Origin of the sequence: Mesorhizobium sp. LNJC405B00, assembly GCF_000502615.1 — a bacterium.
Taxonomy (GTDB): Bacteria; Pseudomonadota; Alphaproteobacteria; order Rhizobiales; family Rhizobiaceae; genus Mesorhizobium.
This window is the reverse complement of record NZ_AYWC01000004.1, coordinates 248,862-261,201: the sequence shown is the minus strand read 5'-3', so window position 1 is coordinate 261,201 and position 12,340 is coordinate 248,862. Positions and strand designations below refer to the sequence as shown.

Annotated in this window: 13 protein-coding genes; 4 read left to right on the top strand and 9 right to left on the bottom strand. The window is 64.6% G+C overall.

What is annotated here, in order from left to right; genetic code table 11:
- Positions 1-124 precede the first annotated feature (124 nt).
- The 9 genes from X756_RS155025 to pcaQ form a co-directional block, all read right to left on the bottom strand.
- Positions 125-1,156, bottom strand: coding sequence for a hydroxyacid dehydrogenase (locus tag X756_RS155025; protein WP_023729450.1), 1,032 nt, complete (start codon positions 1,154-1,156; stop codon positions 125-127).
- A 253-nt stretch (positions 1,157-1,409) separates the two neighbouring features.
- Positions 1,410-2,855, bottom strand: coding sequence for an aldehyde dehydrogenase (locus X756_RS155030; protein ID WP_023729449.1), 1,446 nt, complete (start codon positions 2,853-2,855; stop codon positions 1,410-1,412).
- A 94-nt stretch (positions 2,856-2,949) separates the two neighbouring features.
- Complete coding sequence (locus X756_RS155035; protein ID WP_023729448.1) at positions 2,950-3,735, bottom strand: coniferyl-alcohol dehydrogenase; 786 nt, start codon at positions 3,733-3,735, stop codon at positions 2,950-2,952.
- A 2-nt stretch (positions 3,736-3,737) separates the two neighbouring features.
- On the bottom strand, positions 3,738-4,802 hold the full coding sequence (locus tag X756_RS155040; protein WP_023729447.1) for a branched-chain amino acid ABC transporter permease: 1,065 nt from the start codon (positions 4,800-4,802) through the stop codon (positions 3,738-3,740).
- Positions 4,799-5,695: a branched-chain amino acid ABC transporter permease gene (locus X756_RS155045; protein WP_023729446.1), complete on the bottom strand. Its 897-nt coding sequence runs from the start codon at positions 5,693-5,695 to the stop codon at positions 4,799-4,801. The genes X756_RS155040 and X756_RS155045 overlap by 4 nt, the downstream gene beginning before the upstream one ends.
- On the bottom strand, positions 5,692-6,420 hold the full coding sequence (locus tag X756_RS155050) for an ABC transporter ATP-binding protein (protein ID WP_023729445.1): 729 nt from the start codon (positions 6,418-6,420) through the stop codon (positions 5,692-5,694). Before X756_RS155050 ends, X756_RS155045 begins: the two co-directional genes overlap by 4 nt.
- Positions 6,417-7,157: an ABC transporter ATP-binding protein gene (locus X756_RS155055; protein WP_023729444.1), complete on the bottom strand. Its 741-nt coding sequence runs from the start codon at positions 7,155-7,157 to the stop codon at positions 6,417-6,419. Before X756_RS155055 ends, X756_RS155050 begins: the two co-directional genes overlap by 4 nt.
- A gap of 23 nt (positions 7,158-7,180) precedes the next feature.
- Complete coding sequence (locus X756_RS155060; protein ID WP_023729443.1) at positions 7,181-8,479, bottom strand: ABC transporter substrate-binding protein; 1,299 nt, start codon at positions 8,477-8,479, stop codon at positions 7,181-7,183.
- 275 nt (positions 8,480-8,754) lie between these two features.
- Positions 8,755-9,672, bottom strand: a complete 918-nt coding sequence (gene pcaQ, locus X756_RS155065) for a pca operon transcription factor PcaQ (RefSeq protein WP_023685275.1) — start codon at positions 9,670-9,672, stop codon at positions 8,755-8,757.
- 92 nt (positions 9,673-9,764) lie between these two features.
- On the opposite strand from pcaQ, the gene pcaD reads away from it, so the two are divergent.
- The 4 genes from pcaD to pcaG are packed head-to-tail and all read left to right on the top strand — an operon-like array spanning position 9,765 to position 12,339.
- Positions 9,765-10,574, top strand: a complete 810-nt coding sequence (gene pcaD / locus X756_RS155070) for a 3-oxoadipate enol-lactonase (RefSeq protein ID WP_023729442.1) — start codon at positions 9,765-9,767, stop codon at positions 10,572-10,574.
- Complete coding sequence (pcaC, locus tag X756_RS155075; protein ID WP_023729441.1) at positions 10,567-10,980, top strand: 4-carboxymuconolactone decarboxylase; 414 nt, start codon at positions 10,567-10,569, stop codon at positions 10,978-10,980. The genes pcaD and pcaC overlap by 8 nt, the downstream gene beginning before the upstream one ends.
- Entirely contained in the window at positions 10,970-11,725 is a 756-nt protein-coding gene (pcaH, locus tag X756_RS155080; RefSeq protein ID WP_023729440.1) for a protocatechuate 3,4-dioxygenase subunit beta, read from the top strand. Before pcaC ends, pcaH begins: the two co-directional genes overlap by 11 nt.
- On the top strand, positions 11,725-12,339 hold the full coding sequence (gene pcaG, locus X756_RS155085; protein ID WP_023696239.1) for a protocatechuate 3,4-dioxygenase subunit alpha: 615 nt from the start codon (positions 11,725-11,727) through the stop codon (positions 12,337-12,339). The genes pcaH and pcaG overlap by 1 nt, the downstream gene beginning before the upstream one ends.
- Position 12,340: the final 1 nt, after the last annotated feature.

Genomic DNA, 12,340 nt, shown 5'->3' with positions numbered 1-12,340 from the left:
GAATGGGAGCGATCCGACTGAAAAACGCCAATGCCGGTCGAAGGTTCCCGGTCATCCTGAGCGGCGACGACAAAGGGGTTTTGGCCAACTGCGAAATCCATCTCAGGCGGATTTCTCGCGACAACTAGTTCCTGTCCGCCGGCTTCGAACGCATCCTTGACACCGTCTCGCGCTCGGCGCGCTTGGAGCGCAGAGGCGGCAGGCCGCGGTCGATCAGGTCCATGTCCTCCAGCACCATGTCGCCCATGCGCTTGAAGGCGATGTCAAGCGCACCGGCGCGGTGGGCGGAGCGCAGGAAGCCGGGGATCGTGCGGACCGGATGGTCCTGCGCCAGCGGCTCTTCAGGGAAGACATCGCTGGCGGCGACGATGTGGCCGCTTTTCACCGCCGCCATCAGGGCAGGGAAGTCGACGACGCCGGCGCGGCTGAGCAGGATGAAGGCGGCGCCCTTGCGCATACTTGCAAAGGCCTCAGCGCCGAGGAAACCCTGGTTCTCCGAGGTCACCGAAGCGACGACGAAGACGAAATCGCTTGATGTCAGCACCTCGTCCAGCGAGGCCGGCTTCACCCCATTGTCGATCAGGATCGACGGCGGCAGCCAAGGGTCGAAGACCTTGGTGCGGGTGCGAAAACCCGACAGCAGTCGGTTGAGCGCACGGCCGAGATCGCCGAAGCCGATGATGCCGACATCGGCGCCGGACAGAAGCCGCGCCGTCAAATTGCCGTCACCGCCCCACAGCTCCTCGCCTTTGCGGAAGGCGAGGTCGGCATCGACGATGTTGCGGGCGAGGTTGAGCGCCATGGCGAGGCCAAGCTCGGCCACCGGCTCGGCGAAGACGAGGCCGGTGGTGACGACATGGATGCCGCGCGCAAACAGCGTCTCATAGGGCATGTTGTTGATTAGGTTGGTCTCGACATTGAAGACGCAACGCAGCGCCTGCATCTGGTCCAAGGTCTCGGGCGAGATCGGCGGTTGGCCGATAATATAGCGGGCTTCGGCCAGCACGTCGGCGGGCAAGTTCGCCACGCCCTCGGCCGTCGTCTCGACGACGCGGTAATGCGCCTTGAGGCGCGCCAGCTGCGGTGGGGTGAAGATCAGGTCGAGCGTGCGTGGTTCCGGCGCGCTGATGACCAGCGGCAAGGCCTTGTTTGGCATGACGATTCCTCCCCGGCGCGATCCGCATCGCGTATTTTGCTTTGCACTTGTGGTAGTCCCAAAACCACTTGCCGCTTTCCGGCGGCATGTGCTTGAGGGCTAAAATACCCACCATCAAACGATTTACAACTCCGGGAGGGGCCGCCGATCGCGGGGCTCGAGCCTTGCCGGGTTTTGATGCGGGAATCCGTTGGCTCGCCAGGCAACGGCCCTGAGGGCTCCTTTCCTTCTCCCCCTGTGAGAGAAGGTGCAGTCAAAACGGATAGTGCTGCCCCGGATCCTCGATCGTCAGCCAGCGCAGGTCGGTGAATTCGGCGATCGAGGCCTTGCCGCCGAAGCGGCCGTAGCCTGAACCCTTGACGCCGCCGAACGGCATTTGCGCCTCGTCGCCGACGGTCGGGCCGTTGATGTGGCAGATACCGGCTTCGATGCGCGCGGCGACCGTCATGGCACGGCGGATGTCGCGGCTGAACACGGCTGAGGACAGGCCGTATTCGGTGTCGTTGGCGACACGTACCGCTTCGTCCTCGCCCTCAACGCGGATCACGGGCTTGACCGGGCCGAAGGATTCTTCCGAATAGACGCGCATCGCCGGCGTCACGTGGTCGAGCAATGTCGCCTCGACCACGGTTCCGGTGCGCTTGCCGCCGGCCACAAGCCTGGCGCCCTTGGCGACGGCGTCGGCAACCAGTTCTTCCATCTTGTCGGCGGCCTGGCTGCTGATCAGCGAACCGAGCACGACATGGCCGCGCGGGTCGCCGGCCGGCAGCTGCGCCGCGCGGACGGCGAGCTTGGCGACGAATTCGTCGGCGACCTTTTCATCGACGACCAGACGCTCGGTCGACATGCAGATCTGGCCCTGATGCATGTAGGCGCCGAAGGTCGCCGCATTGACCGCGGCGTCGATGTCGGCATCGTCGAGCACGACCAGCGGCGCCTTGCCGCCGAGTTCGAGCAGCGCCGGCTTCAAGTGACGGCCGGCGAGTTCGGCAATGATCCTGCCGACCTTGGTCGAGCCGGTGAAGTTGACACGCCTTACGGCCGGGTGCGCGACCAGTGTTTCGACGATTGCCGCTGCGTCCTTGGGGTCATTGGTGACGACATTGATGACGCCCTTGGGCAGGCCCGCTTCGACCAGCACCTGCCCGATCAGCCGGTGTGTGCCGGGGCACATTTCGGAGGCTTTCAGCACAACCGTGTTGCCGCAGGCGATCGGCATGGCGATGGCGCGGGTACCGAGGATGACCGGCGCATTCCACGGCGAGATGCCGAGGCAGACGCCGGCGGGCTGGCGGATCGCCATGGCGAGCGTGCCGGGTTTGTCGGAGGGGATGACCTCGCCCGAAATCTGCGTCGTCATGGCGGCTGCCTCGCGCAGCATTTTGGCGGCGAGCATGACGTTGAAGCCGGCCCAGGGGCCGGTGGCGCCGGTTTCTTCCATCATCAATCTGGTGAATTCGCCGACCTTGGAGTCCATGACATCGGCCGCCTTGGACAGAAAAGCGCGGCGCTCGCCCGGTCCGGTCTTCGACCAGCTCTTGAAGGCGAGGGCCGCGGCTTCCACCGCGGCATTGGCGTCGGCGATGCTGGCTGCGGCAGCGCGGGTGGCCAGCTTGCCGGTGAACGGGTCCATGCGCTCGTAAGAGGCGGAGCCTGACGCATCCCTTTTGTCGCCGTCGATCAGAAGTCCGATGTCCATTGTTCTCTCCCTCGCTCGCCGTCGAGCGTCTTTTCTATCTATTATCGACCACGATCTGATCCGAACACCGGCTCCCACTTTTCGGGATCATGGTCTAGAAGCCGAGCACCTCGGCATTGATCGATGCTTCAAGCCCACCGTCAACCGGCACATTGGCGCCGTTGACCCAGCGTGCGCCGTCCGAGCACAGGAACAGCACGACAGGCGCGATGTCGCCCGAGGTTCCGGCGCGCCCGACCCTGGCGATGTCGCTGTCCACGCGGGCGTCACCCAGCACATTGCGGAACTGTTTGAGGATCGGCGTCTCGACCGGGCCGGGGCTCACTGCATTGACGCGGATGCCGCGGCTCCTGAACAGGTCCTGATGTGCGGCGCGCTGCGTCCACAACAGCAGCAGTTCCTTGGAAACGGAATAGCCTTCCTCGTTCTTCACCTGATGGTCGGCGACCACCTCCGCCACATCGGGAAAGCCTTCGATGCCGATCATCGATGCCGCGCGGTTGAGATTGGCGCGCCAGCCATAGCCGGCGATCGAGGCGACGTTGACCACGGCGCCGCCTTCACGAAGTCTTGGTGCGAGGCCTTCCGAGAGCGCGCGCAGGCCGTAGAAGTTGACGGCCAGTGTCGACACCGCACCGGTGTTGCCGGGGAGGCCGGCGACATTGCAGAGCGCATCGATGCGCTGCGGCAGGCGCCCGATGAGATCGACGACGCCGGCCTTGAACGAGATGTCGGCCTTGACGAAGAAGCCGACCGGTGCGGCAGGTTCACGCACGTCGACGCCGATCACGTCAGCGCCCAGTTGGCCGGCAAGTTCCGCGGTGCGGGCGCCGATACCAGAGGCGACACCGGTGATGAGGATGGTCTTGCCGAACAGCATGGTCACGCCTTTTCACTATGTGTTGCGGTCTGTTGCGGCGAAGGCGTGGCGTCGCTATCGCCGGCGTTTGCCGGCAGCCTGACCCGGTAGCCGACCGGTAGCAGGCGCAGGCCAAAGCGCTCCTCCAGCGTTCCCCACAGGCCGCGCGGCAGGAAGAGCGAGAACAGCACCGCCGTGGCGCCGAGGCCGATCAGATACCAGACGCCGGTGCCGCCGAACCAGGTCTCGATGAGGAAGAACAGCAGCGCACCCAGAATGGCGCCCTCGAAGGTGCCGATGCCGCCGACCAGGACCATGAAGATCATGTAGGCGGTCCACTGGACGTTGAAGTAGGTTTTCGGCTGGAAGGTGATCGACGTGGCCAACCACAGCGCGCCGGCCATGCCGATGCCGAAGGCGGCGAGCACGAAGAGCAGCCGCTTGGTGCCGGTGACGCGCACGCCGACCGATGCCGCGGCCTCCTCATTGTCCCTGATGGCGCGGATGGCAGCGCCCGTGCTGCCGCGCAGCAGGCTAAACAGGGTGGCGAGCAGCGCCGTCATCGCGGCCAGCGCCAGCCAGTAGATCGTCGCCCGCCTGGAACCGGCGTCATAGACGTTGAGCGAGATCAGCGACGTCCCGGTCTCGCCTTGCACCAGCCGGTCGAGATTGACCAGGAGATGGGTGAGCGCCGCGATCACCCACATGCCGATGGCGAACTCGCCGTTCCTGAGCCGCAGCATGAACAGCGACATCGGCCAGGAGATCGCGCCGACAATGATCGCGGAGACGAACAGCGAAGCGAACGGGTTGAGGCCGGCATCGGCCAGGCGGATGGTGAAATAGGCGCCGAGGCCGAAGAACACTTGCTGTCCCACCGAAACCAGCCCGCCGAAGCCGGCCAGCGCGTTCCACATCGCTGCCAGGATCACATAGATGAACAAGGCGGTCACGCGGTCGACGGCGCCGGCCGACAGGAAATGCGGCGCGACGCCAAGTAGCGCGATGATGACGACGACCGCAATCGCCGAGATGCGCGAGGCGGAGGTGCCGCGCTCGATAACGGGGGCGTTTAAAACCGCGCTCATGATGCTTTCCTCGCGGGCAGGCGCAGCAGGCCGCGCAGGCCGAGGCCGGAGGTGGAGAGCCGGATGAACAGCACGATCAGGAAGGCGACATGGCCGCCGATCAGAAAACCTTGCGGATGGATCTGCGCGCCGAGCGTCTGGGCGAGCGCCAGAACGATGCCGCCGACCAGCGTGCCCCATAGCGAACCGGCGCCGCCGATCACGGCCGCCTCGAAAGCGAACAGCAATTGAGGTGCGCCGGTATAGGGATCGAAGGTGGCGCGCATGCCGAGGAAGGCACCGGCAAGACCGACCGTGACCATGGCGATGGCGGCCGCGAGGGCGTTGGCGCGGCGCGCATCGACGCCGACGAGACCGGCCGTGTCGGGATCTTCCGACGTGGCGCGGATCGAGCGGCCAAGCCTGGTGTTGGTAAGGAACAGCTGCAGTCCGCCAAGCAATATGACGGCGGCGGCGAACATGATCACGGCAAGCTTGCCGACATAGATGCTGCCCGGCCATTCCCAGGAATCGTAGGAGAGGCTGCCGATATAGGGCGCCAGCGAACGTGTGTCGGCGCCGAACTGCTCGAACAGCGCATTGTCGATGACGATGGCGAGGCCGAACGTGGTCAGGATCGGCAGCAGCGCGCCTCCACGGGCGCTGCGCTCGAGCAGGAAGCGTTGCAGCGCCCAGCCGATGGCCGCCATCAGCGGCAGCACGATGAGCAGGCCGACGAAGGGCGAGATATGGAATTGCGAGGCGAGCCACCACAGCGCGTAGGCGGAAAACACGGCCAGGCTGCCATGCGCGAGGTTGATTATGCGCATCACCGAAAACATGAAGGAGAGGCCGCAGGCGATCAGCGCGTAGTAGCCGCCGAGCAGGATGCCCTGGACGATCTGGTTGCTCATGCCGGCACACTCCCGGCGCTTTTTCTGTGCAGACCGAAATAGGCTTTCGTCACTTCATCGCGGGACATGCCCTTGCTCGGGCCTTCCAGCGCGACGCGTCCTTCGAGCATGCAGATGACCTTGTCCGAGACCGAGAGCGCGCGATTGAGGTCCTGTTCGACCAGGATGATCGTCGTGCCGGAGCTGATCAGGCCTTGCAGCGAAGTGTATACGCGATCGACCACCAGCGGCGACAGGCCGAGCGAGACCTCGTCGAGCAGCAGCAGTTCGGGATTGCTCATCAAAGCGCGGCCGATGGCGGTGGCCTGCTGCTCGCCACCGGAGAGATGCCCGGTCTTGGCATGGCGGCGCGGCTTCAGATTGGGGAACGTGTCCAGCACTCGTTCCACGCTCCAGTCGCCGGGACGGCCGGCGGTCTTGCCAAGCAGGAGGTTCTCCTCGACCGTCATTTGCACGAACAGTTTTCGCCCTTCCGGCACCAGCGCGACGCCCATGCCGACGCGCTTGTGCGAGGGAACGCCGGTGATATCGGCGCCATTCAGCAGCACGCGGCCGGCCGTCGGCTCATGGGCGCCGGCGATCGCCCGCAGCAGCGTCGTCTTGCCGGCGCCGTTGGCGCCGACCAGCGCCAGCGTTTCGCCGTGCTCGATCGTAAAGCTCACACCGCGCACCGCCTGCAACAGGCCATGGCGGACGACCAGATTCTCGATTGCGAGCAGGCTCATTTCGAGCCTCCGCCGAGATAGGCGCGCACGACTTGCGGGTCGGCCATCACCGCTTGCGGCTCGCCATCGGCGATGATCTTGCCGGCGTCCATACAGATCAGCCGCTCTGCCACCCGCAGCAGGATGTGGACGATGTGCTCGATCCAGACGATGCCGATCTTGCGCCGACGCAATTCCTTGATGGTATCGACAAGTTCGCTCGCCTCGCCATCGGTCAGTCCGCCGCCGATCTCGTCGAGCAGAAGCAGCATAGGCCTTGCCGCGAGCGCGCGGGCAAGTTCCAGCCGCTTGCGGTCGAGCAGGCCGAGCGTTTCGGCGCGCCGGTTGGCCACGCCCAGCATGCCGCACAGTTTCAGCGACGCCAACGCCTCTTCATAGGCCTCGTCGCGGGCGAGACCGGCGCCATGCGATGCCGCAACAAAAACGTTCTCGAAGGTGGTCATGCCGCTGAACGGCTTGGGCACCTGGTGCGTGCGCACCAGGCCAAGCCGGCAGCGCTGCGTAGCCGGCATCGCGGTCACGTCGCCGCCCTTGAAGGCGACCGTGCCGGCGCTCGGCGGGAAGGCGCCTGACAAGATGCTGAGCAGCGTCGTCTTGCCGGCGCCGTTCGGGCCGACGATGCCGACGGCCTCATCGCCATTCATGGCGAAGTCGACATCGTCGAGCACCACCAGCGCGCCGAAGCGTTTCTGGATGCCGGCAGCGCGGAGGATCGCGGCGTTTGCTGAACCGTTCACGATGCGATCCCCGTAACCGACCGTCAGCTGTTATACGGCTGGAGCTTGGCCTCGACCGGAACCTTCGGGTCGGTGGCGTTCTCGGTCACGACGTAGTCGAGCGGGAATTTGCCGCCTTCCTTGGCCGCCACCCATTGGGTGCCGATGATCGGGCCGGGAGAGACATTGGCGACCGGGCCGCTGGTGAAGTCGACCTTGCCGATCATGGTCTCGGTGTTGAGCGTGCTCAGCGCCTTGGCGACGGCCGCCTTGTCCTTGGCGTCGGTGCTTGCCTTCAGCGCCTCGAAGCCGGCGTCGAGCAGCGACATCGAGGCGCCGAGCTGCTGCGTCCACTGCTTGCCGCTGGCGGCCTCATAACCGTCGGCCAGTTCGATTCCCGAAACGCCGGTCAGCGGCGACTTGTAGGGAAAGGCCTTGTGCCAGTAAGCGGCGCTCGAAATCTTGTTGCCGAGATCGCCCAGCGCCTCGATGTCGGACGGGAACAATCCGGTCTTGGCGACCTGGCAGATCTTGATCTGCTTGATCAGGCCTTGCTGTGCAGCCTGACGCCAGAAGGCGGCGAAGTCCGGCGGGATCGGGAAGGAGTTGAAGATCTCGACGCCTTCCTGCTTGAACAGCGCGATCTGCGAGGAATAGTCGGTGGTGCCGGTCTCGTAGGCGCCGGGATCGACGATGGTGAAACCCTGCTTTGCCAGCAACGGCGCCAGATGGGTGCGGATGGCATTGCCGTCGGCGTCGTTGGGATACATGACGCCGACCTTCTTGTTGGTCTCGATCAGGTTCCATTGCGAGATGTAGGTCCGGAAGAACTCGTCGACGCCGAAACCGAAATGATAGGTCCATTTGAACGGCGAGGGTTCGCCGGGCTTGGCGCCGCGGCCGAAATACCAGGCCTCCCACGGCATGACGGTGGAGAGGCAAGGCACGCCGGCGGCTTCGCAGGCGTCGGCGACCGGGTTGATCACCTCCGGCGTCGACACCGCCAGCATCAGGTCGACGGCCTGGTTGTTGATGAGGTCCTTGGCGAGCTGGCCGGCGCGCGACGGGTCGGATTGCGTGTCCTGGTCGATGATCTCGACACTGTATTTCTTGCCGCCGATGTCGAGGCCGTTGGCGAGCGCCTTGCGGGCGAGGTCGAGCACATAGCCGTCGGTCTGGCCGAAGCCGGCGAGCGGCCCGGTGCGCGGGCTGACAAAGCCGACCTTCAGCGTGTCGGCGGCCTTCGCGAAGGCCTGGCCGCGGCTGAGCGCAAGTGCCGCGCCGCCGGCGAGCGATGTGGCGATGAACTGGCGCCGCGAGACGCCGGATTTGCTTGAGGTCATGCTGGTATTCCTCCCTTTCCTGACGGCACCTGGAGGTGACCGCCGGCCTGCTCAAAATCGATGCCGCCCGTTCTAAGATCGGAGATCGCCCCGGCAGGCCTTGAGGCGGCAGCGGAACGCCGCCAATGCCGATAACGGCACGATTTCGATCCTCCCATGGTCACAGTGCCCTAGGTGTTTGGTTTGGTAAAATGATATTTTGCGGTGTTTCGTTAACCAACAGGTTATGGAAATACGGCTGAAGGCCCGCTCTGCGCCAGATTGGCGAAAGGTGCTCAGGCGTTCTGGCTGGCCGCCTCGCGAATGGTCTGCAGCAGGATGGTGAAGGCCGGCGAAGGCGCAGTGTCGGTCCGCATCGTCAGGCCGACCGGCCCTTTGGTTTCCTCGGTGTTGACGGGCAAGGCGACGAAGGCGCCGCTGGAGAGTTCGTTGGCGACGACGCCTGTCGATATGATCCAGACCGCGTTGCTTTGGCGCAGGAAGGCACGGCCGAAGGAATCCGAGACGGTCTCGATCTCGGTCGCAGGCGCCGTCATGCCGTTGGTGATGAACAGGCGGTCGACGAACGGGCGGATGACCGATTCCCGCGTCGGCATCAGCACCGGAAATTCATCGAGCCGGGCGAAGATGTCCTGGCCCGGCTGCAGCAGCGGATGGCCGGCCCTCACCACGAACAGCACCGGTTCGGAATAGAGATGCTCGAAGAAGAAGCCGGTCATGTTTTCCGGCGCCGCAAGCCGGCCGACGACGAGATCGAGCGCACCGACGCGCAACTGTTCCAGCAGGACCGCGTTCTCGCCGGTGACGATCTTGATCGCAGCACCGGTATTTTCACTCAGGAACAGGCTTATGGCGCGTGGCATCACCTTGGCCGACACTGTCGGGAGCGCGCCGATGCGGATCGGATGCCGGTTGATGGCGCCGTCCTGGCGGACGGAATCGACGCCGCGCTTCAGTGCCGTGATCGCCGTGCCGGCATGGCCGAGAAAGATCTCGCCAAGCCGCGTCACCCTGATGCCGCGGCCGTCGCGTTCGACGACAGCGATGCCAAGCGCCTCCTCCAGTTCGCGCAGCGTCTTGGTCACGGCCGGTGGGCTGACATGGAGAAAGTCGGCCGCCCTCGCCACGCTGCCTTGCCGCGCTACCTCAAGGAATGCCTGCAGGTGACGGAACCTTATGCGGCTTTCGGACATGTTCTCATAACCTAGCAGTTAATGAAACGGCGTAAAATATCATTTTACCAAACCAAATGCCTTGTGCAATGTGAACACGGAGGATCGAAATCGTGCCATTCGTCAACATTGGCGGCATCACGCTGCACCATCGCCATATCAAGGCGAAGGGAAATGCGCGGCCGATCGTGTTCATCAATTCGCTGGGCACCGACTTCCGCATCTGGGACGAGGTGTTGTCCGAACTGGGTGGCGAAATGCCTGCGTTGGTCTACGACAAGCGCGGCCATGGCCTGTCCGACATTGGTGGCGTCAGCTCGATCGACGAGCATGTCGATGATCTGTCGGGCCTGATCGATCATTTCGAACTGAACAATGCTGTGCTGTGCGGCCTGTCGGTGGGCGGCCTGATTGCGCAAGGGTTTTATGCCCGGCGCCCCGAAATCGTCGACGGCCTCATCCTGTGCGACACCGCCCACAAGATCGGCACTGCCGACAGCTGGAACACCCGCATCGAAACGGTCGAAAGCAAAGGCATCCAGGCCATCGCCGATGCCGTGCTCAAAATGTGGTTTACGCCTGCCTTCCACGCGGACCGTGTCGCCGAGCTCGACGGCTATTGGAACATGATGACCCGGCAAGCCGTCGCCGGCTATGTCGGCACCTGTGCGGCGGTGCGTGACGCGGATTTCACCGAGGCCGCGCAGGGGATCGCGGTGCCCACGCTTTGCGTCGTTGGCGACCAGGACGGCTCGACGCCGCCGGATCTCGTCCGCTGGCTGGCCGATCTGATCCCAGGCGCACATTTCGAAATCATTCGTGACGCCGCGCACATCCCTTGCGTCGAACAGCCCAAGGCGCTGACCACCCTCATCCGCGATTTCGTCGCGGCGCTTCCCCTGAGAAAGCAGACCCATGGATGAACTGCCCAAAAACGAAACCAGATACCGGACCGGGCTGACCGTCAGGCGCTCGGTGCTCGGCGACCCGCATGTCGATCGCAGCGAGGATGCCGTCACCGATTTCGACCGGCCGTTCCAGGAGCTGATCACCGAGGCAGCCTGGGGAACGGTGTGGGCGCGACCGGGCTTCAGCAGGCGCGAGCGCTCGATCGTGACGCTGGCACTGCTGGCGGCCCTTGGCCATGATGAAGAGGTCGCCATGCATGTGCGCGCCACCGCCAACACCGGTGCGTCGCGCGACGATATCTGCGAAGCGTTCCTGCATGTCGCGATCTATGCCGGCGTGCCGGCGGCCAACCGCGCCTTCAGGATCGCCAAGGAGGTGTTTTCGGAAATGGACGGAAGCAGGACTGGCCATGCCAGCTGATGCCGGCTCGAACCGCAGGCCCGAGAGCGGAGCCTTCTTCCAGCGCGACCGCGGCTGGCATCCGCCGGCGCTGACGCCCGACTACAAGACGTCGGTGCTGCGCTCGCCGCAAAAGGCGCTGCTGGCCCTTGACAATACGGCGTCGGAAATTACCGGTCCGGTGTTCGGCCACGCCATGCTGGGCGAACTCGACAATGACCTGATCCACAATTTCGCAAAGCCCGGAGAGAGCGCCATCGGCGAGCGTATCATCGTCTATGGCCGCGTGCTCGACGAGCGCGGCCAGGGCATCTCCGGCGCGCTGCTCGAATTCTGGCAGGCCAATTCAGGCGGCCGCTACCGCCACAAGAAGGACGGCTATCTCGCGCCGCTCGATCCGAATTTCGGCGGCTGCGGCCGCACCATCACCGATGCCGATGGCGGTTATGCCTTTCGCACGGTGAAGCCAGGTCCCTATCCCTGGCCGAACGGGCCCAATGACTGGCGGCCGTCGCACATCCATTTCTCGGTGTTCGGCCACGGCTTCGCACAGCGGCTGATCACCCAGATGTATTTCGAGGGCGACCCGCTGATCTGGCGATGCCCGATCGTGCGCGGCATCCGCGACAGGGCGGCGATCGAGACGCTGGTCGCCGCGCTCGATATGCAGGCGACAATCCCCTTCGACGCGCGCGCCTACAAGTTCGACATCGTGCTGCGCGGACGCCGTGCCGCGCTGTTCGAAAACCGGCCGGAGGGCAATTGATGGCGCAATCGCTGACCCGGCTGAAGGAGAGCCCGTCGCAGACCGCCGGGCCCTACGTGCATATCGGGCTGACGCCGAATTTCGGTGGTATCGGCGGCGTCTACCCGACAGACTTGGGCGCCACGATGCTCAACGACAACGCCAAGGGCGACCGCGTTGGTTTGCGCATTCGCGTGCTCGACGGCACCGGCACGCCGCTCAGGGATGCCTTGATCGAAATCTGGCAAGCGGATGCCAATGGCTTCTACAATTCGCCGGCCGAATTGCGCGGCGATGCCGATCCGGATTTTCAGGGCTGGGGCCGTCAGCCGACCGACATGGAAACCGGCCTGTGCAGTTTTCAGACGATCAAGCCGGGACGCGTGCCGTATGGCGACGGGCGGCTGATGGCGCCGCATATCAGCTTGTGGATCGTCGCGCGCGGCATCAATATCGGCCTACATACGCGGCTCTATTTCTCAGACGAGGCCAAGGCCAATGCCGAGGATCCGATCCTGGCCCGCATCGAGCACAAGGTGCGAGTGCCGACGCTGATCGCCGAGCGGCAAGGCGACAACTATATTTTCGACGTCCATCTCCAAGGGGAGAAGGAAACGGTCTTCTTCGACAGCTGAC